Below are 21,928 nucleotides of genomic sequence, written 5' to 3'. Positions count from 1 at the left end.
GGTGAGTGCCGATATGGTGCGTGCTGCGCCGGAGGCCGCCGACCTCCTCGTGACCGGTATCGGCGAGCTGACGACGAACGTCCCGGCGTCCGATGACCTCTGCGGCACGGTCCGCGACGCGGCCGTCCTCCTCCGTGCGGGCCGGATCGTCTGGACCGGACCCGCCGCCGAGATCCCCGATGCCGCCTCCGCGGTGCCGCGCCACGACGTCCGCGGCGCCGCCGTCATCCCGGGGTTCGTGGACAGCCATACCCACCTCGTCTTCGGCGGTGATCGGAGCGCGGAGTTCACCGCGCGGATGGCGGGGCGACCGTATGCGGCCGGCGGCATACGGTCCACGGTCGCGGCGACCCGCGCCGCCACCGACGACGCGTTGCGCGCGCGCCTCAGCGCGCTCGTCGCCGAACTCCACGCACAGGGGACCACGACGGTCGAGGTCAAGACCGGCTACGGGCTCACGGTCGCCGACGAGGAGCGCCTCGCCCGCCTCGCGCGGGAGGTGACGGAGGAGGTCACGTTCCTCGGCGCGCACGTCGTCCCCGCGGAGTTCCAGGACGACCCCGACGCGTACGTCGACCTCGTCGCCGGGCCCATGCTCGCGGCGGCCGCCCCGCACTGCCGGTGGGTCGACGTGTTCTGCGAGCGCGGCGCCTTCACCCCCGCGCAGGCGGAACGGGTGCTCGCGGCGGGAGCGGCCCGCGGGCTCGGGGTGCGCGTGCACGGCAACCAGCTCGGCCCCGGTGGGGGCGTGGGCCTCGCCGTCGCGCTCGGCGCGGCATCCGTCGACCACGGCACATACCTCGACGACCGCGACATCGCCGCCCTGGCTGCCGGTGACACCGTGCTGACGCTCCTACCGGGCGTGGAGTTCTCGACGCGCCAGCCCTACCCGGATGCCCGCGCGCTGTGGGATGCGGGCGTGCGCATCGCCCTGGCGAGCGACTGCAACCCCGGCTCGAGCTTCACGAGTTCGATGCCGCTGATGATCGCGCTCGCGGTCCGGGAGATGGGTCTCACGCCCGACGAGGCGGTCTGGGCCGCGACCGCGGGCGGCGCGGCGGCGCTGCGGCGCGAGGACGTGGGCGTCCTCCGGCCCGGGGCCCGGGCCGACCTCGTGGTGCTGCGCGCGCCGACGCGCGCGTACCTCGCCTACCGCCCCGGTGTCCCGCTCATCGAGAGCGTCCTCATCGGCGGGCGCGGCGTCGCCGGGAGCGCGCTCAGCGCGGCGCGTCGAAGCTGAACGACACCGGGTCCACGGCGTCCACGACATCCCAGGAGGTCTCCGCCCACGTGAAGACCGCGACGGCGCACGTCGGCATCCGGTCGATCCGATCGCGGGACAGGCGCGCGGCGAGCACCGTCAGGCCCGGGTCGTGGGCGACGAGGGCGACGCGCTGCAGCCCGCTCGCGGCCGCGACCGCGAGCAGTGTGGATGCCGATGCCGCATACAGCCGTTCCTCGAGGCGGAGCGGTGCGTCCAGCGCGTACGAGAACGCCTCGGCGGTCGTGCGGGCCCGCAGCGCCGTGCTGGAGATGACCGCCTCGGGCCAGAACCCGGTCTCGGCCAGCCGACGTGCCATGCGCGGGGCGTCGCGCTCACCGCGGTCGTTCAGCGGCCGGTCGTGATCGTCGAGGTCCGGATCCCCCCAGTCCGACTTCGCGTGTCGGACGAGGGCGAGCTGGATGCCGGGTGCAGGGGTCATGCGGATCCTCTCGGTCGCCGGGCGAGGCCCGCGAGCAGGTCGAGCACGCAGAGCGCGGCCAGCCGCACCGTCCGCGCATCGGGGGTGTCGGCTGCCGCGTCGACCTCGACGACGTCGGCGGAGCGGAGGCGCGGGTCGCGCGCGAAAGCGCGCACGAGCCGACGGAGGGCGTCGGCGGAGAGCCCCCCGGGGAGGGAGGCCGGGCACCCCGGGGCCACCGAGCGGTCGCAGACGTCGACGTCGATGTCGAGGTGGATGCGCCCGAGGTCGGCGTCCGCATCCGTGCCGCCGCCGGCGATCGACAGGGCTTCGGCGACGACGTCCGTCTCGGGTCGGGAGCGCAGCTCGTCCAGAGTGATGACGGTGATGCCGAGATCGGCGGCGCGCCGGGCGTAGGCCGCGGAGTTGGCGAAGTCGGCGATGCCGACCTGCACCACGCGGGTGGGGTCGAGCCCGCCCTCGATGAGGCGACGGACGGGGGAGCCGTTGGAGACGCCGTCGCGGAGGTCGAAGTGGGCGTCCAGCGTGATGAGGCCTCGCGCCCCGGCGCCTCGGGCGACCGGGACGGTCGCGGCGTTGTCGCCGCCGAGGGCGATGACGAGGTCGGCCGCGGAGGCGAGGTCGCCCACGCGCGCCGTGGCCGCCTCTTCGCCGACGGGGCCGTCGGGATCCGCGACGTCCCCGGCGTCGAGGATCCGCAGCGCCGCCGTGAGGTCCACCGGCGGCGGTCCGAGGAGCGTCGGACTGTAGCGTCGGAGCGCCTCGCGCACGGCGGCGGGGGTCGTGTGCGCTGACGTCGGCGAGAGCGAGGTGCGCCACGTGGGGACGCCGATGATCACCGCGGTCGCGGCATCCGTTCGCTCGTCCGCGCGCTCGGACCACGCCGGCCAGTCGCCGGCGCGCGGCCACAGCGGGTCGACGGCGAGCGCGCTCATCCCGCCACGATAGCCCCCCGGGGTACCCCGGCGTCAGTGGGCCACGTACGCCCAGGCGTGTCGGCCGCTGCGGAGCGTCACCCGGACGCGGCGGTAGAGCGGCGCCTGGTACTCGTCGCAGGCGTCGAGCTCGTCGGCGTCGACGGCGAGGACGGTGCCGGTGACGTTGTCCAGGTGCTGCCCCGTCTCGCGCAGCGCCGGCTGCACGGTGCGCGCGGACGCGGCCTCCGCGCGCGGATCGACGATCTCGACGTAGTCGACGGTGAACCCGCCCAGGACGTCGTCGCTGCCGGTGAGGCGCCGGCCGACCACGTCGAGCTGCACCTGCGGATCCTGCAGCGACCCGTACGTGAAGAGGAGGTGATCGGCGCCCACGAGGTCACCGTAGCCTGCGGAGCGGCCGTTGTCAGCGGGACGATCGCTGCGCCGTCACACGGCGCCGCGGAGGCGTCCGCGTGCGCTCAGCCGCCGAAGAGGGCGTGGGCGATCGTGTAGATGGTGAGGCCCGCGAGCGAGCCGATGATCGTGCCGTTCAGGCGGATGTACTGCAGGTCGCGTCCGACCATCAGCTCGATCTTGCGCGTGGTCTCCTTCGCGTCCCACTTCTCCACCGTGTCGGTGATGATCGAGGCGATGTCGTGGCGATAGCGGTCGACGAGGAAGACCGCGGCGTCGGTCACCCACGTGTCGACGCGGCGCTGCAGTGCGGCATCCGTCGTCAGTCGTGCACCGATCTCGGTGACCGCCGACAGCGCGCGCCGGCGCAGGCCGCTGTCGGGGGCGGCGAGCGCGGCGACCAGGCCCGTCTTCGCCGTCTCCCACGCCTGGGCGGCCAGCTCGCGGACGCGGGGGCTGTCGAACACCGTGACCTTCGCGTCCTCGAGGCGGCCGATCGTGGCGGGGTCGTGCTGCAGGTTGTCGGCCAGGCGCGCGAGGTAGCCGTCGATGGCCAGACGCGCCGGATGCTGCGGGTCGGCCTGGACGGCCGCAACGAACTTCAGCGCCTCGTTGTACACGGTGTCGTCCACGAGGCGCTGGGCGATGCTGGGAACCCAGGAGGGCAGGCGGCGCGAGACCAGGCCGGTGAAGGCGGCATGGTTCTCGGACAGCCACGTGCCGATGTTGTCCACGCCGAGGTCGACTACGCCGTGGTGCGCGCCCGCGTCGAGCACGCGGGACAGCCACGCGCCGACGCCCGGGCCCCACTCCGGAGAGATCAGGTGCTCCCGAGCCAGGGATTCGATGACGTCGCCCACCTCGTCGTCGCTCAGCGCCTGGAGGATTCCGGAGGCCATCGTGGAGGCCTCCGCGACCACCCGCTCGGCGTTCGCGGGGGCGGCCAGCCACTCGCCGAGGCGCGCGGCGATGGCCGTCGACTCCAGCTTCTGCCGCACCACGTCGCCACGGAGGAACTCGGTCTCGACGAACTCGCCGAGGGTGCGTCCGATCTCGTCCTTCCGTCTCGGGATGATCGCGGTGTGCGGAATGGGGATGCCCATCGGATGCCGGAACAGCGCCGTCACGGCGAACCAGTCCGCCAGCGCCCCCACCATGCCGCCCTCGGCCGCAGCGCGCACGTAGGCGAGCGCGGGGACGTCCTGCTGGAGGGGGAAGGAGACGAGGAAGACGACCGCCATGAACAGCAGGGCCCCGAGGGCCACGGCCTTCATGCGCCGGAGGCCCCGGCGGCGCTCCTCGTCGGCGGGGCTGAGGGCGACGACGCCGGTCGTCGCGGTGCCGGCGGTCGCGGAGCCGGTCGCTCCGGCCCGCGTCATCTCTCCACCGGACCGAGCCAGGCCGTCGCCGAGGTCGCGTGGGCGGACTCGGGGTCGGAGGGGTGGAACATCCCGGCCAGCACGTCGCGGTAGAGGCGTCCGAGCTCGCTCTGAGAGAAGTAGGACGAGCCTCCGGCGACGAGGATCGCCTCGTCGACGATCTGCTTCGCGGCGGTGACGGCGCGGTGCTTGAGCCCCGACAGTAGCGCGAACCAGCGCGCGCCATGGTCGGTCTGCGCGTCGATGTCGTGCGCGATCGCGGCCAGCTGCGGGGGCAGCGCGTCGTAGGCGATCCCCATTCCCGCCACCCGCCAGCGGATGTCGGGATCCTGGCTGTAGGTCGTACCGGTCTTCTTCGAGGTCCGGCGGTGGGCGGTCGCCACGGCGACCTCGATCGCGCGGCGGGCGATGCCGGTGTAGACGGAGGCGATCAGGAGCTCGAACACCGCGAAGATCCCGAACACCAGCGGGTCCGGCTGAGGGCCGGGCTCCAGGCGGCGGACGACCCGGTCGGCGGCGGCCCGAGCGGCGTGCAGCTCGGTGGTGCGCGACTGGGTGCCGCGCATCCCCACGGTGTCCCAGTCGTCGCGGATGCGGACCCGACCGGCATCCGCTTCGTCCCGCGCGAGGAAGGCGAAGACCATGCGCGGCGCATCCGGCGAGGTGGTGTCCAGGCCGTGCAGCCCGAGGTGCGTCCACACCGGGGAGAGGGTGGTGAAGATCTTCGTGCCGGTGAAGGTGTACCCGCCGTCGCCGGTGGGGACGGCATCGGTGTCGCTGCCGAAGAGCACGAGGTCGTTGCCGGCCTCGCTGATCCCGAAGGCGAACACCTCGCCCGCGGCGGCTCCGGTCTGCACGAACCGCAGGTCGTCGATCCCGCGGTCGGCGAGGAGCTTGGCGACCCCCGTCCAGATCAGGTGCATGTTGATCGCGAGCGCCGTGGCGGGCGCGGCGGTGGCCAGGCGCTGCTGCAGGACGGATGCCGCGGCCAGGTCGAGCCCCCCTCCGCCGAGGTCGGTCGGCACGAGGATCGCGAGGTATCCCCGCTCGCGGAGCTCGGCGAGGTCCGCCTCGGGGAAGGTGTTGTCGCGATCGTGGACGGCGGCCCGCGCGCGGAAGCGCTCCAGCAGGTCGTCGGGGAGGATCGCCGCGGGCTCGAAGGGCGCGGCGGTCGTGGCCGCTGTCGTGGGGGCGGTGGTCGGCGCGGTCATGAGAGGACCTCCAGAAGGGCCCGCACGCTGTCCTCGGGCCTGTCGCGGTGGGGGGAGTGGCCGGCGCCCGCGACGATCGTCATCGTCAGGCGCGGGTTCGCGCCGACGACGGCCTCGGCGGGCTTCCCGGCGAAGATCGAGTAGACCTCCGGGTCGGACGCGATGACGTGGGTGGGCACGGTGAGCGCGGTCGCGGCATCCGTCACGTCCCAATCCGGGTTCTGCGCGCTGGTCTGCTCGACGGCCCACCGGCTCGCCTGCTGGGCCGACAGGGCCTTCAGCTCGATGTCGTGCGGGTGCCAGGTCGGGTGGGCGGCGCGGACGGCGGCCGCGGACGGATCGGCGAAGGACTCCTCCTGGCTCGCGCGGACGATGCCGCGATCCCGCGGGGTGAGCGAGATCGCCGGATCGATGAGGACGAGGCGTCGCGCCCAGGTCGCGTCGGCGGCGGCGGTGAGGGTGGCGGCGGCACCGCCCAGGGAGTGGGCGACGACGAGGTCCCACGGGCCGCCCTCCTCGGGGCGGGTGTGCGCGAGATCGGCGGCGTAGGCGCCGAGGGTGTAGTCCAGCGCGCGGGGCGCGGTGCCGTGGCCGCGGAGGTCGACGGCATCGGCTCGCCACCCGGCATCGGCGAGGGCGACGCCGTACCGCCACATCAGCGCGCCGTTCGAGCCGAGGCCGTGGACGAGGAGTGCGCGGTGGGCGAGGCCCGGCGCGCCCCAGGAGCGGCGGGGGAGGACCACGGGGGAAACCATGCGATCAGCCTACGAGCGGCCCCGGCCGCCGGCATCCACGGGAAGATGGTTCGCATGATCTCGACAGAACGGGCGATCGACCTCCGCCAGGCGGGCCTGGTGTGGCATCCGCGCTCGGGCGACCGCTTCCAGCTGGACGAGCCGGAGTTCGAGGCGGACGTCTTCACGGTCAGCGAGATGACGGTCGAGCCGCGGGACTACCCGACGGGGAGCATCCTCGCCTTCAACGGCACGACGGAGTGGGCGCTGGATTCGGTCGCGCTCGAGGATGCGCTTTGGCTGCCGCACGAGCATCAGCTGCGCGAGATGCTGCGCGGGACCTTCCGGTCGCTCCGGCGCCTGGCCGACACGCACGAGGTCGAGATCGTCGTCGGCGAGGAGCGGCTGGTGTTCGAGCACCCCGAGCCCGCGGACGCCTACGCGCTCGCCGTGCGCGAGATGCTCCGCCGCATCGGCTGAGCGCCGCCTCCGCGGGGCCGATCGCGCCGACGTCAGGGGAGCTCGGCCGGACGCGGAGCGATGATGCGCGCGGCGGTGAGCGAGGCGAACGCGTCCAGGTAAAGCTCCGGTGCGCGCGGTGGAGGTTCGGCCAGCCACGCCTCGAGCAGGCCCACCGCGCCGCCCGCGATGAATCGGGCGGTGGCCTCCAGGCCGAAGGTGCCGTCGTGGCCGGTCGCGGTGACGGGGGAGGCGACGCGACCGGCGTCCTCGAGCATGCGGAGGCTGTCGCGGAAGTGGGTCGACAGCAGGGCGCGCACACTCCCCTCCGGCGAGCGGAGACCGCGCTGGTAGATCGGCTCGAACCGCTCGATGTGCGCGAGGACTGCGCGCGTGGTGGCGACGACGGCGTCGTCCAGGTCGACGGTGGGATCGTCGAGGTACCGGCGACGGATGCCGTCCAGGTCGGCGCGGAGCGCATCGACGAGCAGACCCGCGGGGGTCTCTGCGTGCTCGTAGAACGTCGATCGATGCACCCCCGCATGGCGCGCGATCTCGGTGGCGGTGAGCTGCTCGGGCGGGCGTTCGCGGGCCAGATCGAGGATCGCCGTGTGCAGGCGGGCGGGGGACCGCAGGGGAGCGGGCATGCGTCCACCTTCCTCGATCCGGAGCGTGCGGGGAAGAGTATCGTAACGAAAGCCGACAGATGTCGGATTATTCGGAAGGAGACCATCATGGCCACGTACGACGTTCAGGGGCGCTCGGCGCTCATCACGGGAGCCGGTTCCGGCATCGGCCGCGCGACCGCCCTCACCCTCGCCGCGAGCGGCGCGGCGATCCTGGTGTCCGACATCTCCGCCGACGCCGCCCATGCCGTCGTCAACGAGATCACCGCCGCCGGCGGGAGCGCGGCGGCGTTCGTCGCGGACGTCGCGGATCCGGATGCCGCGGTCGAGGCCGTCGCCAAGGCCGGCGAGCTCGCCCCGCTGCGCATCGCCGTGAACAACGCCGGCATCGGCGGCGCGGCCGCCCCCATCGCGGAGTACCCGATCGACAGCTGGCAGAAGGTCATCGAGGTCGACCTCAACGCCGTGTTCTACGGTCTGCGCGCGCAGATCCCCGCGATGGTCGCAGCCGGCGGTGGATCGATCATCAACATGGCCTCGGTGCTCGGCTCGGTCGGCATCCCGATGTCGTCCGCGTACGTGACGGCCAAGCACGGGCTCATCGGCCTGACCCGCAACGCCGCCCTCGAGTACGGCGCGGACAAGGTGCGCGTCAACGCTGTCGGACCGGGCTTCATCCGTACGCCGCTCGTGGACGCCAACCTCGACGCCGACGCCCAGGCGGGCCTCGCCGCGCAGCACGCACTCGGCCGGCTCGGCACCTCCGAGGAGGTCGCGGGTCTCGTCGCCTTCCTCGCGTCGGACGCGGCATCCTTCGTCACGGGCAGCTACCACCTGGTCGACGGCGGATACGCCGCCCGCTGATCGCGTCGTCCCCGGTGCGGGGTCGGCGGGCGCGACGCGTCCGCTCAGGTGATCGTCGCCACGGGCGCGGTGTCGGGCATGGGGCTCGCGTCGCGCCCGCGGAGGTCCGGGAAGCCGCGGACGAACACGACCGAGACGACCAGGCCCGCGGCCGCGAAGATCGTCGCCGCGAGGTACGCGCCGGTGGGCCCGACGCCGTCGATGAGGAAGCCGGCGACGGCGGACCCCGCGGCCGCGCCGATGAGCTGGCCGGTGCCGACCCAGCCGAAGGCCTCCGCGGTGTCGCTGAACTTGACGCTCGCGGACGTCATGGCGAACAGCACCGCCAGCGCCGGCGCGACGCCGAGGCCCGCGAGGACGAGCGTGCCGCCGAGCCACCAGACGTTCAGCGACACCATGGTGAGGGCGAGCCCCGCCGTGACGATGCCGAGGCGTCGGGCCATCGCCCAGCGCCCGATCGGGATGTGCCCGAATCCGAGACCGCCGGCGAGGCTGCCGACGGCGAAGACGGCCAGCACCAGGCCCGCCTCCAGCCCGTCGTGCCCGAACGTGGCGACGACTCCGGCTTCGACGGCCGCGCACGCGCCGATCAGGAGGAAGCCGACGACGGTGGCGAGGATGATCGGCGGCTTCGTCATGACCTTGCCGATGCTGCGCCGGCTCCGGGGGATCCGCACGCGTCCGACCTCGGGGGAGAGGATGAACCACGCCCCGCCCAGGATCAGGATCGCCACGATGAGCAGGAGGGCGGGAACGGTGCCGACCTGGGTGGCCACGACCGTGATGACCACGGGCGCGAGGATCCAGATGATCTCCTGCAACGAGGCGTCGAGCGAGAACAGCGGCGTCAGCTGTCGGCCGGTGACCATCTTCGGATAGATCGTGCGGACGGCCGGCTGCACCGGCGGCGTCGACAGGCCCGCGATGAGGCCGAGCGCCATGTAGGCGGGCAGGACCATGTCGACCAGCGCGATCGTGGTGATCGCCGTCGCGCAGATGATCAGGGTCAGGGTGAGGACCTTGCGCATGCCCCAGATGCCCATCCACCGGCTGGTGACGGGGCCGGCGATCGCCTGGCCGATCGACGTGGCGGCCAGGACGAGGCCGGCCGCGCCGTACGATCCCGTCTCCCGCTCGATGTAGAGCAGCAGTGCCAGGCTCGTCATCCCGTTGGGGAAGCGTGCGGTCAGCTGCGCCGCCATGATGCGCCCCACGCCCGGAGTGCGCAGAAGATCCCGATAGCCCGCCACCAGGACACGCTAGCGCGACACGCCCCGACACGCCGTCGGCGTCCATCCACAGGGAATCGGATGTCGGTGGCCCGGCGTAGCGTCCGATCTGTGGACAACGTCGGAGGCGTCGAAGGAAACCCGCGTCATCCGGCCGTTTTCCTCGTGTCCGACGGAGCGGTCGGTTGTGGATGAAACGGTGGACAACCTGTGTTGTACATGGGGATGACGGTGGAAAATCACACGGATGTAACTACTACCCCTTGTGGTGCTACCTGATGTCCGTACCCATATGTAGTATTGGACTCCCGGCGGGGGGCCAGCCCGAGAACTGACCGGAATCACCCGGACGACAACGACAGAAATGGATCGACATGGCGATCACGGTGTACACGAAGCCTTCCTGCGTGCAGTGCACGGCGACCTACCGCGCTCTGGACTCGAAGGGCATCGACTACGAGATCCTCGACCTCTCCGAGGACCCCTCGGCCCTCGAGCAGGTGAAGGCGCTCGGTTACATGCAGGCCCCCGTCGTCATCACCGACGAGGACCACTGGTCGGGCTTCCGTCCCGACAAGATCGACGAGCTCGCCTCGCGTCTGGCCTGATCCCATGGCAACCGCGATCGCGCAGCGACCCGCGGTTGCCGACTCGGCGACCGCGGGGCCGCTGCTGGTGTTCTTCTCCAGCATCTCGGGCAACACCGCCCGCTTCGTCGAGAAGGTCGTCGCCACCGGAGGCGTCCGGTCCCTCCGGATCCCTCTGCACGCGAACGAACCGCCCCTCGTCGTGGACGAGCCCTACATCTTGGTCACCCCGACGTACGGAGGCGGTCAGGGACGGGGCGTCGAGAAGGGCGCGGTTCCCAAGCAGGTCATCCGCTTCCTCAACGACGAGCGGAATCGGAACCTCATCCGCGGGGTCATCTCCGCGGGCAACACCAACTTCGGCGAGCACTTCTGCTTCGCCGGGGAGGTCATCAGCCGCAAGTGCCGTGTGCCGCACTTGTATCGGCTCGAAGTTTTCGGCACGCCGGAAGACGTGGATCGCGTGAGCGACGGATTGGAACGATGGTGGAAGCAGCAGTGAAGGATCAGGCGCCGTTCAAGATGGACGCGCGGTTCGAGGGTCTCGATTACCACGCGCTGAACGCGATGCTGAACCTGTACGACGCGGACGGGAAGATCCAGTTCGACGCCGACAAGCGTGCGGCGCGGGAGTACTTCCTGCAGCACGTGAACCAGAACACCGTCTTCTTCCACTCCCTCAAGGAGCGCCTGGACTACCTGGTCGAGAAGGAGTACTACGAGGGGTCCGTCCTCGAGAAGTACCCGTTCGAGTTCATCCAGGAGCTCAACGACCTCGCCTACTCGAAGAAGTTCCGCTTCGAGACCTTCCTCGGCGCGTTCAAGTACTACACCAGCTACACGCTGAAGACCTTCGACGGCAAGCGCTACCTCGAGCGCTTCGAGGACCGCGTGGTCATGACCGCCCTCGGCCTCGCCGACGGCGACCAGAAGCTCGCGACCGCTCTGGTCGAGGAGATCATCTCCGGCCGCTTCCAGCCGGCGACCCCGACGTTCCTCAACTCCGGCAAGGCCCAGCGCGGCGAGCTCGTCTCATGCTTCCTCCTGCGCATCGAAGACAACATGGAGTCGATCTCGCGCGGGATCAACTCCTCGCTCCAGCTGTCCAAGCGCGGCGGCGGCGTGGCGCTCCTGCTGTCGAACATCCGCGAGTCGGGTGCGCCGATCAAGCAGATCGAGAACCAGTCCTCCGGGATCATCCCGGTGATGAAGCTCCTCGAAGACAGCTTCAGCTACGCCAACCAGCTCGGGGCCCGTCAGGGTGCCGGCGCCGTGTACCTCAGCGCCCACCACCCCGACATCATGCGGTTCCTCGACACCAAGCGTGAGAACGCCGACGAGAAGATCCGCATCAAGACCCTCTCGCTCGGTGTCGTGGTGCCCGACATCACCTTCGAGCTCGCGAAGAACGGCGAGGACATGTACCTGTTCTCCCCGTACGACGTCGAGCGCGTGTACGGCGTGCCCTTCGGCGACATCTCCGTCACCGAGAAGTACCGCGAGATGGTCGACGACGCCCGCATCAAGAAGACCAAGATCAACGCGCGCGAGTTCTTCCAGACGATCGCCGAGATCCAGTTCGAGTCGGGCTACCCGTACATCATGTTCGAGGACACGGTGAACCGGGCCAACCCCATCAAGGGCCGGATCAACATGTCGAACCTCTGCAGCGAGATCCTGCAGGTGAACACCCCGACGACCTACAGCGAGGACCTCTCCTACGCCGAGATCGGCAAGGACATCTCCTGCAACCTCGGCTCGATGAACATCGCGCTGTCGATGGATGCCGACGACCTCGGTCAGACCGTCGAGACCGCCATCCGGGCCCTCACCGCGGTGAGCGACCAGAGCCACATCGCCTCGGTCCGCTCGATCGAGGACGGCAACGACCGCTCCCACGCGATCGGCCTCGGCCAGATGAACCTGCACGGCTACCTCGCCCGCGAGCACGTGCACTACGGCTCGGTCGAGGGTCTCGACTTCACGAACATCTACTTCTACACGGTGCTGTTCCACGCGCTGCGCGCGTCGAACAACCTCGCCATCGAGCGCGGGCGTGCGTTCGACGGCTTCGAGGACTCCACCTACGCCACCGGCGAGTTCTTCGACAAGTACATCGAGCGGGCGTGGGTTCCCGAGACCGACAAGGTCAAGGAGCTCTTCGCGGGCAAGCACATCCCCACGCAGGACGACTGGATCCAGCTGAAGGCGTCGATCCAGAAGCACGGCATCTACAACCAGAACCTGCAGGCGGTGCCCCCGACCGGATCGATCTCGTACATCAACAACTCCACCAGCTCGATCCACCCGATCGCGTCGAAGATCGAGATCCGCAAGGAAGGCAAGCTCGGTCGCGTCTACTACCCGGCGCCGTTCATGACGAACGACAACCTGGAGTACTACCAGGACGCGTACGAGATCGGCTACGAGAAGGTCATCGACACGTACGCCGCGGCGACGCAGCACGTGGACCAGGGCCTGTCGCTGACGCTGTTCTTCAAGGACACCGCCACCACGCGCGACATCAACAAGGCCCAGATCTACGCCTGGCGCAAGGGCATCAAGACGATCTACTACATCCGCCTGCGGCAGCTGGCGCTGGAGGGCACCGACATGACCGAGTGCGTCTCCTGCATGCTGTGACCCGCTGAGATCCGCTGAGCACCGAGAGAGAACCCCATGGCTGAGAAGCTGCAACTGCTGAACCACGTGCAGGCCATCAACTGGAACCGCATCGAGGACGACAAGGACCTCGAGGTCTGGAACCGCCTCGTCAACAACTTCTGGCTGCCCGAGAAGGTGCCGCTGTCCAACGACATCCAGTCGTGGAACACGCTCACGCCCGAAGAGCAGCTGGTGACGATGCGGGTCTTCACGGGCCTGACGCTGCTGGACACCATCCAGGGCACCGTCGGCGCCGTGTCGCTGATCCCCGATGCGATCACCCCGCACGAAGAGGCGGTGTACACCAACATCGCCTTCATGGAGTCGGTGCACGCCAAGAGCTACTCGTCGATCTTCTCGACGCTGTGCTCGACGAAGGAGATCGACGAGGCGTTCCGCTGGTCGGTGGAGAACCCGAATCTGCAGAAGAAGGCGCAGATCGTCATGGAGTACTACCGTGGCGACTCGCCGCTCAAGCGCAAGGTCGCCTCGACCCTGCTGGAGAGCTTCCTGTTCTACTCGGGCTTCTACCTGCCGATGCACTGGTCGTCGCGCGCGAAGCTCACCAACACCGCCGACCTCATCCGCCTCATCATCCGCGACGAGGCCGTACACGGCTACTACGTCGGGTACAAGTTCCAGAAGGGGCTCGAGAAGGTCGACGAGGCCACGCGTCAGGACATCAAGGACTACACCTTCTCGCTCCTGTACGAGCTCTACGACAACGAGGTGCAGTACGCGCAGGACCTCTACGACAGCATCGGTCTGACCGAGGACGTCAAGAAGTTCCTGCACTACAACGCCAACAAGGCGCTGATGAACCTCGGCTACGAGGCGATGTTCCCGGCGACCACGACCAACGTGAACCCGGCGATCCTCTCGGCCCTCTCGCCGAACGCGGACGAGAACCACGACTTCTTCAGCGGGTCGGGTTCGTCCTACGTCATCGGCAAGGCCGAGGCCACCGAGGACGAGGACTGGGACTTCTGACTCCCGCGTAACTCCGCGGATCTTGCGTGACGGAGGCCCTCGGCCGACTTCTCCTTACGAAGTCGCGCCGAGGGCCTTCCGGCGTCCTGCCCCTTGATGTGTCCACACGCTCGCCGCGCCGCAGACCGTCGGGACCGCCCGCGACCGTGTGTGATTGCGGGTTGCGCGCCTTCCGGTCCCGCGCGAATGTTGAGAGGTGTCCGAGAACAACCTGCCGGCGGAAGAGCGGGATCGTCTGAGCTCGGAGCTCGCGCAGATACAAGAGCAACTGCATGACTCGATCGGGAGCGCGTTGCGCGTCCCGGGGGGAGCGCTGGCCCAGCACGAGCACCAGGCCGGTCTTCTCGCGCGCGCCAACGAGATTCGCGACAGGCTCGGTATCCCCTCGGTCGCAGAGGGGGATGCTTCGCCCCGGACGCGTGCCTGGCATGGCTGGCTGCTGTGGGCGTCCGCGGGGACGCTTCTCGCCGTGGTTCTCTTCGCGCTGCTCGGACGGTGAGCCCGGCGTCCCCGGGCTCGGGTCCGTGCGCGACGCCTCGACGTGACTCAGCGGAGGGCGCGGAGGTAGCGGCGTCTGGCGACGACCTGGGCGACCCGCAGCAGCGGGAAGGCCCACCTCCACCCTCCGCTCGGTGCGGGCGCCGTGAGCGACCGCACCGAGAAGAAGACCTCGTCGCCGTCGCGGTGCACGACGAACGCCTCCTCACCGCGCACCGGGTGGCCGGGAAGGGTGCGATAGGCGAATCCGACGCGGGTCGCCGCGTCGATCACCGCCACGACGCGGACCGGTTCGTGGATGCGGATGCCGAGCACCCGCGCAGTGACCGTCCGGCGCATCCCCGCCCGGACGGGGGAGTCGTCATCGACGGCGAAGCCGCTCCGCGTCTTCACGGTCCAGCGCAGCACATCCCGCGATGTCCGGCGCCACACGTCGTCGCCGGCTCCGATCCACGCGGTGGCTTCGGCGCGGCGGAAGCCCGGGAGCGGCTCGGCCGGCCAGCGCGCAGTGTCGGGGCGCGTGGCCGCGTCGGCGCCGAGTTCGCCGGCGCGGATCATTCCTCGTCCTCGTCCCGCTGTGACGCCGGGTTCACGTCGGGGTGCGTCACGACGACGAGGGAGTATGGGTCACCGTCGGCATCCGGTCCGCGTTCCGCGAACTCCGTGAGGAGGTCGTAGACGCGCTGGTCGAGTTCGGCCTTGTTCGCGGCGTTGAGTTTCAGCCCGAGCCAGGAGAACTGGATGTCGTCGGGGTCGAGGCCCTCGATCTGCTGCAGGAAGGTCTCGACGAGCACGAGGCTTCCCCCGGGGACCGGGGTCCGCCACGACAGCCCCGTCGCGCGATAGGGGATCTCCCGCGCGCCGCGTGTGCCGGACCGGGGCTCCTCCGCGGCGAGGAAGCCCGTCTGGGTGAGCGTCCGCACGTGGTGGAGCATCGTGCCGGGATTCACGTCGAGCAGCGCGGCGAGCTCCTTGTTCGTCCGGCTCTCGAAGCGGCAGAGGCGGAGGATCCGCATGCGGAGCGGGGAGCTCAGCGCGCGCGAGCGGGCGAGGGCCTCGGCATCCGCGTCGTCGAAGGCGTCGTCGGTCACGCCGCCAGACTACCCGGCAGCGATTGACAAAACTCAATCACTCGCGCACACTGGCCACCGTGACCGAGACCTCCCGCGCCGACGAGCCCGACGCGACCACCATCCAGCCCCGGCGGGGCGGGCTCTGGCGCGACCGCAACTTCCTCACGTTCTGGAGCGGGCAGTCCCTCGCCCAATTCGGCTCGCAGATCACCGAGCTCGCACTCCCCGTGCTCGCGGTGCTGGTGCTCGGCGCGACGGAGTGGGAGGTGGGCGTGCTCAACGCCGCGGGCGTCGCGGCGTTCCTCGTCATCGGTCTGCCCGCCGGCGCGTGGATCGATCGCATGCGCAAGCGTCACGTCATGATCTGGGCGGATGCCGTCCGGGTCGGTGCGCTCGCGACCATTCCGGTCCTGTGGGCGATGGGGGTCCTTCAGATGTGGCACCTCGTGATCGTCGCGCTCGTGATCGGCATCGCCACCGTGTTCTTCGATGTGTCGTACCAGTCGATCGTGCCGTCCCTCGTGCGTCCGACGGCGATCCCCGAGGCCAACGGCAAGCTCGAGGCCACTCACCAGCTCGCCGGGATCGCCGGCCCCGCGCTCGGCGGCTGGCTCGTGGGTGTGCTGACCGCGCCGTTCGCCGTCCTCGCCACGGCCGGCACCTACGTGGCTTCCCTCGTCGCCCTGCTGTTCACGAGGGATGACGAGGTCGTCGCGCCCCGCCACGAGCACGAACCGATCCTCCGCGCGATCGGCGTCGGCGTGCGCTGGGTGTTCGCCAACCCCTACCTCCGCCGGATCGTCGGGACCACCGCGGTGTCGAACTTCTTCAGCGTCATCACCTACACGATGCTGCCGATCTTCCTCCTCCGAGAACTCGGGCTCAGCCCGGCGAGCATGGGCGTCGTCTTCTCGTTCGGCGCGGTGGGCGGGCTTCTCGGTGCGATGGCGACACCACACCTCGTCCGGTGGCTCGGCGAAGCCCGCGCCATTCCGATCAGCTCGATCGGATTCTCCGTGGCCGGGCTGTTCCTCCCGGCCGCGGCCCTCGTCCCCCAGATCGCCTTCGGCGTGCTCGTGGTCCAGTCCGCGGTCGGGATGTTCACCGTCCTCGTCTACAACATCGTCCAGGTGTCATTCCGTCAGAGGATCACGCCGAAGCCGCTCCTCGGTCGGATGAATGCTTCGATCCGCTTCTTCGTGTGGGGCGTGATGCCCATCGGCGCGCTGCTCGCCGGCATTCTCGGCACCGCGTACGGCGCGGTGACGACGATGTGGATCGGGGCGATCGGCGGGCTGCTCTCGGTGCTGTTCGTCGTGATCGGGCCCTTCTGGGCTCTGCGCGAGCTCCCCGATGTGACCGCCGCGGATGAAGCGAAAGCCGCGTCCTTGATCAAAGACTGAGGGAACTCTCATGCGGAGGAATGGACCCTGCCGGGTTCGCCGACTACCGTGGCCGATAGATCCGCATCACGACAGCGCAGCCAGGCCTGCGCACCCGTCGAGGCGGCCTACCCGACTCCGGGCCGAGATGACGGGTCGAGGTGCCCTCCGGGATTCCGCCGGTCCAGCCCCCCAGGACCGTCGAGACCCGGAGGGCACCGCTTCGTGCGAGCGGTGTGGCGCGGGTCTTCGCGGATGCGGCCGCGTCGTCGCGGCATCCGCTCAGCGAAGCGACTCGAACACCGCGCGTTCCTCGGCGGCGGTGAGTCCCGAACGGCGTTCGCGGTCGACTCCGCGGCGGCGTTCGTCGGCCAGGGTGCGTTCGATCGTCTCGGTGAGCGGGCGGACGCGCCCGCCCGTCTCGAGGAACCGGCGTCCGGCCCGCTGTGCCAAGGCGGTGTCTGCGCGGGGGAGCCACAGGGGGAGGGACCGGGGCCCCGCCCAGTACCGCACGTCCTGGGCGAGAAGAGTGTCGTCGTCCACTTCGACGCGGTCGCCGGCGAAACGTGCGGCGTCCGCCATGCTCTCGAGTGCATCCTTCATCGGGTGGATGCCGCCGACCGCGTTCACGGTGCCCGTGACGCCGACGGTCGCGGCGCGGGCGAGCCAGGCGGCCAGGTCGGCCACGTCGACGACCTGCACGAACCGCCCGGCGGACGACGGGAGGAGAGCGGGCCCGGGCCGGGTGAATCGTGCCGGCCAGTACCCGAAGCGGTCGCTCGGGTCGCCCGGGCCGACGATCAGTCCGGGGCGGGCGATGAGCAGACGCCCCTCCAGGCGTCGGTGGCTCGCGAGCTCGGCGGCGACCTTCGCGTCCGGGTACTCCTCCAGGTGAGCGGGGGAGACGAGGGCGGCGGACTCGTCGGCGCCGGGTTCGTCGTTGTGCGCGTAGACCGAGATCGTGGAGACGAGCGTCCAGTGGGCCGCCCGATCGGCGAGCGCGCCGAGGGCAGGTCCGACCAGGTCGGGGGAGTAGGAGAACTCGATGACCTCGTCCCACTCGCCATGGAGGTCGTCGTAGGCGCCGGCGACGGTGCGGTCGGCCCGGACGAAGCGGGCGCCGTGGGGGACGTCGCCGGAGGTGCCGCGGGCGAGGCAGGTCACATCGGCCCCGTCGTCGAGTAGGTGACGGACGGTCTCCCGGCCCACCCACCCCGTGCCGCCGAGGACGAGAACGCGCTGCATGGACTCAGTGTCGGCGCTGTCGCGCCGCTGCTCCAGCATTTACGCTCTCAGCATGACCACCCATCGCGTGCCTGCGCCGCCTGCACCCGCCGCCGGCGAGACCGTCAAGGGCCCCGCGTCCTACTTCCCGAGCATCGAGAAGACCTATGGTCGTCCCGTCCAGGAGTGGCTGGACATCGCCGCCGACGGACTCGACACGCAGTCGCACATGGCGGTGGTTCAGACGCTCAAGACCGAGCACGGCCTCGGCCACGGGCACGCGAACGCGATCGTCGCCTACGTCAAGGCGAAGCTCGCATGATCCGCACCGCCGCCCGGTGGGCGCTCGCCTCCGCGCTCGTCTTCGCGGGCATCAGTCACCTCACCTGGGCCCGGAAGGAGTTCCGCGCGCAGGTGCCCGAGTTCGCGAGCGAGCTGATGGACGAAGACGGCGTCGTCGTGGCGTCGGGAGTGGTCGAGGTGATGCTCGGAGCCTCGCTCGTCGTGCTGCCGGGTTCACGCAGACGGGTGGGTGCGATCCTCGCTGCATTCTTCGTCGCGATCTTTCCCGGCAACATCGAGCAATGGCTGCGCCGCCGCAACGGATTCGGTCTCGACACCGACCGCAAGCGCTTCTTCCGCCTGTTCTTCCAGCCCGTGCTCGTCGCATGGGCGCTCTGGTCGACGCGGCGCTGACGCGGTCAGCGACGGATTCGACTACCTTCGCGACGACGCCGGTTGGGCGCCGCGCAATGTCGTAGATACGTTCTAGTCTGTGATCACCTGGAACTGATCGAGACGGGAAGCCATGGACGAGACTGCGGAGCCGGTGGACGAGACTGCGGAGCCTGTGGACGAGTGCGATGGTCGTGATGCGGTGGCGCGGAAGACGGCGGCGTTCGTGGACGAGATTCTCGAGTCGCGGCGGTTGGTGGCAGAGGGGCAGGCGCGTGAGGCCGCGGCGATGGCGGAGGCATACGCGTTCACGCAGGAGCAGACCGCCCTGCTGGGGTCTGCGACGGTGAAGGCGCGGGAGATGCCGCTGCGGGCGATGGCGGCCGAGATCGGTGCGGCCACGCGGGTGAACGACAGCACGGTGCAGAACCGATTGTTCGAGTGCCACCGACTTGTGACGGAGTACGCCCCGACGTTCGAGGCGTGGCGGGCGGGGAAGGTGTCGCAGGCGCACACGAAGGTGATCGTGGAGTTCGGGGCGGATCTGCCGGACCCGGACGCGCGCGCGGCGTATGAGAAGGACGTGCTGGATTATGCGGTGAAGACCGCGACGGGCCGGTTGCGTCCGTACGCGCAGCAGGTCGCCGACAAACTGAACCCGCGGACGGTGCAGGAGCGGCATGATGTCGCGGCGTGCACGCGTCGGGTCTGGATGGAGGATCATCGGGATGGGATGTCGACTCTCGGGGTCGAGGGTCCCGCGGCGGAGATCCACGGGATCTACGACCGGCTCACCCAGCAGGGCCGGGAGATCAAAGCCACCGAACTGCGGGCGCGGAGAGAGGCCGCCGAGCAAGGGACATGCGGTGTCGGTTCAGGCGGCAGTGTGGGTGGCGACGATGTGGGTGCCGACGAGCGCGAGTGGTTCGACGACCGGACGCTGAATGAGATCCGCGCCGACGTCCTCATGGACATGCTCCTCACCGCTGCACCGACGATCGACTCCACCGGCGGTGGACTCGCAGCCATTCGCGCGAGCGTGCAGGTCAGCATCCCGGCGACCACCCTGGCGGGGACGACGTCGGGTGGGGCGGAGCTGAACGGGAAGTGCGCCATCGACCCGGCCACGGTGCGGATCCTGACGGGGAACGCTCCGGGGTTCGACCGGGTGTTCCTTCACCCCGTCACCGCCGAAGTGTTGACCACGGATCGGTACACCCCGACCGCCGGGTTGAAGCGGTTTCTGCAGGCCCGGTACGTCAGGTGCGCGTTCCCGGGATGCCGGCGACCGGCGATGCGATCCGAGATCGACCACCACCACGAGTATGCGAACGGCGGGAAGACCGACGGAGACAACCTCGGACCCTGCTGCACCCGACATCACGTCACGAGGCACGCGGCGGGGTGGACGGTTGAGCAACTCCCGGGCGGACGGCTCAGATTCACCGCCCCCTCCGGAAAGGTCTACATCGAGGACCCGCCACCCCGAGTGATGTTCATCGCCGATCCCGAACCCGAACCCGAACCCGCTGCCGAGCGAGCGGTCGGGTACCCGCCGTTCTGAGAGTGCACGGCGCCCTCGGTGATGTCCTCAGCGCGCGACCGAGACCGTCACCGTGAACTTCGCGTTGCGCGCGACCTGACGGGTGGGGCCGACCGTGCGCTCGAGCGCGCCACGATACTGCAGCGGCGAGTTCCACACCGTCCATAGTTCGCCGCCGGGGCGCAGCACCCGCCGCGCCTCGCGGAAGAAGCGCGGCGCGAGCGCCGACGTCACCGCGGCGTCGCTGTGGAACGGGGGATTGAGGGCGATCATCCCGGCGCTCCCGTCCGGCTGGGCCGAGAGCAGATCGTCCCGCACCACGTGGACGCGGGCGCTCACGCCGTTCGCCTCCACCGTCGCGCGGGCGGACGCCACCGCCACCGCGGACTGGTCGGTGGCGATCACCGAGAGCTCCGGATGCCTGCGCGCGAGCTCGGCGGCGACGACACCCGTGCCGCACGCGAAGTCGATGACGGCGCCGTCGGTCGGCATCCGTCCGGGAAGATGCGCGAGCAGCAGCCGCGTCCCGATGTCGATGGACGCGCCGGCGAACGCGCCCCCGAACGCACAGACCACGAGATCGTCGATCTCCGCCCGCGCGGGTACGGGATCGGCGCCCGCGCGCGGCTCGGATGCCCGCAGCACCCGCGATTTCTGCCGCGCGAGCGACGCCTCGACCACGCCGAACCGCCGTCCAAGCACCTCGTTCATCGATCTCGACATGTGCTTCAGACGTCCACCGGCGAACACCCGCACCCCCGGCGTCGCGTAGCGGGCGATGAGTCCCGCCTGATCGGCGAGGGCGTCCAGCGACCGGGGGAGTCGCAACAGGACGACCTCGGCGTCGCGCACCAGCTCCGGCGACAGAGGCAGGCTCGTGAACGACCCCGTGAGGCCCGACCTCCCCGCATTCCGCGCGAGCGCCCGCTCACCGCTCAGAGCATCCTGATGGACGCGGATGCCGTCGGCCCCGGCATCGGCCGCGCCGAGCGTGAGCGCGCCGTACGCGTCACCGATGACCACGACGGCCCCCGGCTGCGCCGAGCCTCGCGCGCCGGCGGATTCGTCGAGGATCAGCCGGTCCGCGGCATCCGCCGCGACGAGCCCTGGACCCTCGACATCGGGCGCGCGACGCAGGGCGTCGAAGGAGAAGGTCACCGCTCCACGCTAATGCGCCCGGCCTGACGGCGTGCACGGCCGACATAGGCTGGACGGGCACCCGAGTGGAGGAGACCCGTGTTCCGCGCGCCCCTGAACCTGTTCCGCGTCCTCGCCATCGCCGAGGCGATCTCCTGGACCCTGCTGATCGCCGGCCTCATCCTCCGGGCCACCGCCGACCTCGCGATCGCCGTGACGATCGGCGGCGGCATCCACGGCTTCGTGTTCCTCTCCTACGGCGCCACGGCGATCCTCGTCGCGAAGAACCAGCGGTGGGGTGCGGGGCCGACGATCGTCGCCGTCGCCAGCGCCGTGATCCCCTACGCCACGATCCCCACCGAGATCTGGCTGCACCGCAGTGGCCGCCTGAACGGTCCCTGGCGGCTGGAGCGCACCGACGACCCGCGCGACGGCGCGTGGCACGACCGGCTGATGCGCTGGTTCCTCGCGCGCCCGTGGGTGCTCGCCCTGCTCATCGCCGCGGCGGTCATCGGCCTCTACGTGACGCTTCTCATCGTCGGTCCCCCCGGCGGGCGCGACTGACCACTCGTGCCCGGACGCATCGACGAAGAGAAACACGGCGACACGGAATTTCCGA

Annotated in this window: 25 protein-coding genes; 13 read left to right on the top strand and 12 right to left on the bottom strand. The window is 70.3% G+C overall.

The window, feature by feature from the left end:
• The first annotated feature begins 13 nt into the window (after nt 1-13).
• The gene (gene hutI, locus ABXJ56_RS00935) at nt 14-1,240 is read left to right on the top strand and encodes an imidazolonepropionase (protein WP_353997873.1); all 1,227 of its coding nucleotides are present in this window, start codon (nt 14-16) and stop codon (nt 1,238-1,240) included.
• On the opposite strand, the gene ABXJ56_RS00930 is transcribed toward hutI, so the two are convergent.
• The 6 genes from ABXJ56_RS00930 to ABXJ56_RS00905 all read right to left on the bottom strand — a co-directional run bounded on the left by ABXJ56_RS00930 (nt 1,218) and on the right by ABXJ56_RS00905 (nt 6,379).
• The gene (locus tag ABXJ56_RS00930; RefSeq protein ID WP_353997872.1) at nt 1,218-1,703 is read right to left on the bottom strand and encodes a SixA phosphatase family protein; all 486 of its coding nucleotides are present in this window, start codon (nt 1,701-1,703) and stop codon (nt 1,218-1,220) included. The two genes, hutI and ABXJ56_RS00930, sit on opposite strands and share 23 nt — an antisense overlap.
• Nucleotides 1,700-2,638 (bottom strand): arginase family protein, encoded by a 939-nt coding sequence (locus tag ABXJ56_RS00925; RefSeq protein ID WP_353997871.1) that lies wholly within the window; start codon nt 2,636-2,638, stop codon nt 1,700-1,702. Before ABXJ56_RS00925 ends, ABXJ56_RS00930 begins: the two co-directional genes overlap by 4 nt.
• Nucleotides 2,639-2,671: 33 nt before the next feature.
• On the bottom strand, nt 2,672-3,013 hold the full coding sequence (locus ABXJ56_RS00920) for a gamma-glutamylcyclotransferase family protein (protein ID WP_353997870.1): 342 nt from the start codon (nt 3,011-3,013) through the stop codon (nt 2,672-2,674).
• Between the two features lie 86 nt (nt 3,014-3,099).
• Nucleotides 3,100-4,413, bottom strand: a complete 1,314-nt coding sequence (locus ABXJ56_RS00915; protein WP_435404923.1) for a DUF445 domain-containing protein — start codon at nt 4,411-4,413, stop codon at nt 3,100-3,102.
• Nucleotides 4,410-5,624: an acyl-CoA dehydrogenase family protein gene (locus tag ABXJ56_RS00910; RefSeq protein WP_353997869.1), complete on the bottom strand. Its 1,215-nt coding sequence runs from the start codon at nt 5,622-5,624 to the stop codon at nt 4,410-4,412. The genes ABXJ56_RS00915 and ABXJ56_RS00910 overlap by 4 nt, the downstream gene beginning before the upstream one ends.
• Nucleotides 5,621-6,379 (bottom strand): alpha/beta fold hydrolase, encoded by a 759-nt coding sequence (locus ABXJ56_RS00905; protein WP_353997868.1) that lies wholly within the window; start codon nt 6,377-6,379, stop codon nt 5,621-5,623. The genes ABXJ56_RS00910 and ABXJ56_RS00905 overlap by 4 nt, the downstream gene beginning before the upstream one ends.
• Before the next feature lie 54 nt (nt 6,380-6,433).
• On the opposite strand from ABXJ56_RS00905, the gene ABXJ56_RS00900 reads away from it, so the two are divergent.
• Entirely contained in the window at nt 6,434-6,838 is a 405-nt protein-coding gene (locus tag ABXJ56_RS00900; protein WP_236968944.1) for a pilus assembly protein CpaE, read from the top strand.
• Between the two features lie 32 nt (nt 6,839-6,870).
• Here the strand turns inward: ABXJ56_RS00900 and ABXJ56_RS00895 are convergent, their stop codons facing one another.
• Complete coding sequence (locus tag ABXJ56_RS00895; RefSeq protein ID WP_353997867.1) at nt 6,871-7,464, bottom strand: TetR/AcrR family transcriptional regulator; 594 nt, start codon at nt 7,462-7,464, stop codon at nt 6,871-6,873.
• 87 nt (nt 7,465-7,551) lie between these two features.
• Between ABXJ56_RS00895 and ABXJ56_RS00890 the strand changes: the two genes are divergently transcribed.
• Nucleotides 7,552-8,307, top strand: coding sequence for an SDR family NAD(P)-dependent oxidoreductase (locus ABXJ56_RS00890; protein WP_353997866.1), 756 nt, complete (start codon nt 7,552-7,554; stop codon nt 8,305-8,307).
• 44 nt (nt 8,308-8,351) lie between these two features.
• Here the strand turns inward: ABXJ56_RS00890 and ABXJ56_RS00885 are convergent, their stop codons facing one another.
• Nucleotides 8,352-9,557, bottom strand: coding sequence for an MFS transporter (locus tag ABXJ56_RS00885; RefSeq protein ID WP_353997865.1), 1,206 nt, complete (start codon nt 9,555-9,557; stop codon nt 8,352-8,354).
• A 353-nt stretch (nt 9,558-9,910) separates the two neighbouring features.
• On the opposite strand from ABXJ56_RS00885, the gene nrdH reads away from it, so the two are divergent.
• The 5 genes from nrdH to ABXJ56_RS00860 all read left to right on the top strand — a co-directional run bounded on the left by nrdH (nt 9,911) and on the right by ABXJ56_RS00860 (nt 14,276).
• Nucleotides 9,911-10,144, top strand: coding sequence for a glutaredoxin-like protein NrdH (nrdH, locus tag ABXJ56_RS00880; RefSeq protein ID WP_053548782.1), 234 nt, complete (start codon nt 9,911-9,913; stop codon nt 10,142-10,144).
• A gap of 4 nt (nt 10,145-10,148) precedes the next feature.
• The gene (nrdI, locus tag ABXJ56_RS00875) at nt 10,149-10,625 is read left to right on the top strand and encodes a class Ib ribonucleoside-diphosphate reductase assembly flavoprotein NrdI (RefSeq protein WP_353997864.1); all 477 of its coding nucleotides are present in this window, start codon (nt 10,149-10,151) and stop codon (nt 10,623-10,625) included.
• A complete protein-coding gene (nrdE, locus tag ABXJ56_RS00870; RefSeq protein ID WP_353997863.1) occupies nt 10,607-12,766 on the top strand; it encodes a class 1b ribonucleoside-diphosphate reductase subunit alpha in 2,160 nt (719 codons plus the stop codon). The genes nrdI and nrdE overlap by 19 nt, the downstream gene beginning before the upstream one ends.
• Before the next feature lie 36 nt (nt 12,767-12,802).
• The gene (nrdF, locus tag ABXJ56_RS00865; RefSeq protein ID WP_353997862.1) at nt 12,803-13,777 is read left to right on the top strand and encodes a class 1b ribonucleoside-diphosphate reductase subunit beta; all 975 of its coding nucleotides are present in this window, start codon (nt 12,803-12,805) and stop codon (nt 13,775-13,777) included.
• 196 nt (nt 13,778-13,973) lie between these two features.
• Nucleotides 13,974-14,276 (top strand): hypothetical protein, encoded by a 303-nt coding sequence (locus ABXJ56_RS00860; RefSeq protein ID WP_353997861.1) that lies wholly within the window; start codon nt 13,974-13,976, stop codon nt 14,274-14,276.
• Nucleotides 14,277-14,323: 47 nt separating this feature from the next.
• Here the strand turns inward: ABXJ56_RS00860 and ABXJ56_RS00855 are convergent, their stop codons facing one another.
• Together ABXJ56_RS00855 and ABXJ56_RS00850 are read right to left on the bottom strand one after the other, a co-directional pair.
• Entirely contained in the window at nt 14,324-14,833 is a 510-nt protein-coding gene (locus ABXJ56_RS00855; RefSeq protein WP_353997860.1) for a DUF1990 family protein, read from the bottom strand.
• Complete coding sequence (locus ABXJ56_RS00850; RefSeq protein ID WP_353997859.1) at nt 14,830-15,366, bottom strand: ArsR/SmtB family transcription factor; 537 nt, start codon at nt 15,364-15,366, stop codon at nt 14,830-14,832. Before ABXJ56_RS00850 ends, ABXJ56_RS00855 begins: the two co-directional genes overlap by 4 nt.
• 59 nt (nt 15,367-15,425) lie before the next feature.
• Here ABXJ56_RS00850 and ABXJ56_RS00845 point away from each other — a divergent pair, with 59 nt between their 5' ends.
• Nucleotides 15,426-16,751: an MFS transporter gene (locus tag ABXJ56_RS00845; protein WP_353997858.1), complete on the top strand. Its 1,326-nt coding sequence runs from the start codon at nt 15,426-15,428 to the stop codon at nt 16,749-16,751.
• A gap of 261 nt (nt 16,752-17,012) precedes the next feature.
• Here the strand turns inward: ABXJ56_RS00845 and ABXJ56_RS00840 are convergent, their stop codons facing one another.
• Nucleotides 17,013-17,975 carry an NAD-dependent epimerase/dehydratase family protein gene (locus ABXJ56_RS00840; RefSeq protein ID WP_353997857.1) on the bottom strand — a complete coding sequence of 321 codons (963 nt, stop codon included), beginning with the start codon at nt 17,973-17,975 and terminating at the stop codon, nt 17,013-17,015.
• 52 nt (nt 17,976-18,027) lie between these two features.
• Here ABXJ56_RS00840 and ABXJ56_RS00835 point away from each other — a divergent pair, with 52 nt between their 5' ends.
• From ABXJ56_RS00835 to ABXJ56_RS00825, 3 genes are all read left to right on the top strand, one after another.
• Complete coding sequence (locus tag ABXJ56_RS00835) at nt 18,028-18,276, top strand: DUF4287 domain-containing protein (RefSeq protein WP_353997856.1); 249 nt, start codon at nt 18,028-18,030, stop codon at nt 18,274-18,276.
• Entirely contained in the window at nt 18,276-18,650 is a 375-nt protein-coding gene (locus ABXJ56_RS00830) for a DoxX family protein (RefSeq protein ID WP_353999936.1), read from the top strand. The genes ABXJ56_RS00835 and ABXJ56_RS00830 overlap by 1 nt, the downstream gene beginning before the upstream one ends.
• A 112-nt stretch (nt 18,651-18,762) precedes the next feature.
• Nucleotides 18,763-20,193 carry an HNH endonuclease signature motif containing protein gene (locus tag ABXJ56_RS00825; RefSeq protein WP_353997855.1) on the top strand — a complete coding sequence of 477 codons (1,431 nt, stop codon included), beginning with the start codon at nt 18,763-18,765 and terminating at the stop codon, nt 20,191-20,193.
• Between the two features lie 27 nt (nt 20,194-20,220).
• On the opposite strand, the gene ABXJ56_RS00820 is transcribed toward ABXJ56_RS00825, so the two are convergent.
• Nucleotides 20,221-21,330, bottom strand: coding sequence for a class I SAM-dependent methyltransferase (locus ABXJ56_RS00820; protein ID WP_353997854.1), 1,110 nt, complete (start codon nt 21,328-21,330; stop codon nt 20,221-20,223).
• Between the two features lie 78 nt (nt 21,331-21,408).
• On the opposite strand from ABXJ56_RS00820, the gene ABXJ56_RS00815 reads away from it, so the two are divergent.
• Nucleotides 21,409-21,873 carry a DUF3817 domain-containing protein gene (locus ABXJ56_RS00815; protein ID WP_353997853.1) on the top strand — a complete coding sequence of 155 codons (465 nt, stop codon included), beginning with the start codon at nt 21,409-21,411 and terminating at the stop codon, nt 21,871-21,873.
• Nucleotides 21,874-21,928: the final 55 nt, after the last annotated feature.

It is taken from the genome of Microbacterium aurantiacum (genome assembly GCF_040532595.1).
Taxonomy (GTDB): Bacteria; Actinomycetota; Actinomycetes; order Actinomycetales; family Microbacteriaceae; genus Microbacterium; species Microbacterium chocolatum_B.
This window is presented reverse-complemented; position numbering and strand designations above follow the sequence as displayed.

Coding starts and splice junctions, on each gene's coding strand:
- ABXJ56_RS00925 (WP_353997871.1), bottom strand. CDS start 2,638: ATGAGCGCGCTCGCCGTCGACCCGCTGTGGCCGCGCGCCGGCGACTGG.
- hutI (WP_353997873.1), top strand. CDS start 14: ATGGTGCGTGCTGCGCCGGAGGCCGCCGACCTCCTCGTGACCGGTATC.
- nrdE (WP_353997863.1), top strand. CDS start 10,607: ATGGTGGAAGCAGCAGTGAAGGATCAGGCGCCGTTCAAGATGGACGCG.
- ABXJ56_RS00930 (WP_353997872.1), bottom strand. CDS start 1,703: ATGACCCCTGCACCCGGCATCCAGCTCGCCCTCGTCCGACACGCGAAG.
- ABXJ56_RS00855 (WP_353997860.1), bottom strand. CDS start 14,833: ATGATCCGCGCCGGCGAACTCGGCGCCGACGCGGCCACGCGCCCCGAC.
- ABXJ56_RS00835 (WP_353997856.1), top strand. CDS start 18,028: ATGACCACCCATCGCGTGCCTGCGCCGCCTGCACCCGCCGCCGGCGAG.
- ABXJ56_RS00905 (WP_353997868.1), bottom strand. CDS start 6,379: ATGGTTTCCCCCGTGGTCCTCCCCCGCCGCTCCTGGGGCGCGCCGGGC.
- ABXJ56_RS00895 (WP_353997867.1), bottom strand. CDS start 7,464: ATGCCCGCTCCCCTGCGGTCCCCCGCCCGCCTGCACACGGCGATCCTC.
- ABXJ56_RS00900 (WP_236968944.1), top strand. CDS start 6,434: ATGATCTCGACAGAACGGGCGATCGACCTCCGCCAGGCGGGCCTGGTG.
- ABXJ56_RS00910 (WP_353997869.1), bottom strand. CDS start 5,624: ATGACCGCGCCGACCACCGCCCCCACGACAGCGGCCACGACCGCCGCG.
- nrdH (WP_053548782.1), top strand. CDS start 9,911: ATGGCGATCACGGTGTACACGAAGCCTTCCTGCGTGCAGTGCACGGCG.
- ABXJ56_RS00890 (WP_353997866.1), top strand. CDS start 7,552: ATGGCCACGTACGACGTTCAGGGGCGCTCGGCGCTCATCACGGGAGCC.
- ABXJ56_RS00840 (WP_353997857.1), bottom strand. CDS start 17,975: ATGCAGCGCGTTCTCGTCCTCGGCGGCACGGGGTGGGTGGGCCGGGAG.
- ABXJ56_RS00825 (WP_353997855.1), top strand. CDS start 18,763: ATGGACGAGACTGCGGAGCCGGTGGACGAGACTGCGGAGCCTGTGGAC.
- nrdF (WP_353997862.1), top strand. CDS start 12,803: ATGGCTGAGAAGCTGCAACTGCTGAACCACGTGCAGGCCATCAACTGG.
- nrdI (WP_353997864.1), top strand. CDS start 10,149: ATGGCAACCGCGATCGCGCAGCGACCCGCGGTTGCCGACTCGGCGACC.
- ABXJ56_RS00915 (WP_435404923.1), bottom strand. CDS start 4,413: ATGACGCGGGCCGGAGCGACCGGCTCCGCGACCGCCGGCACCGCGACG.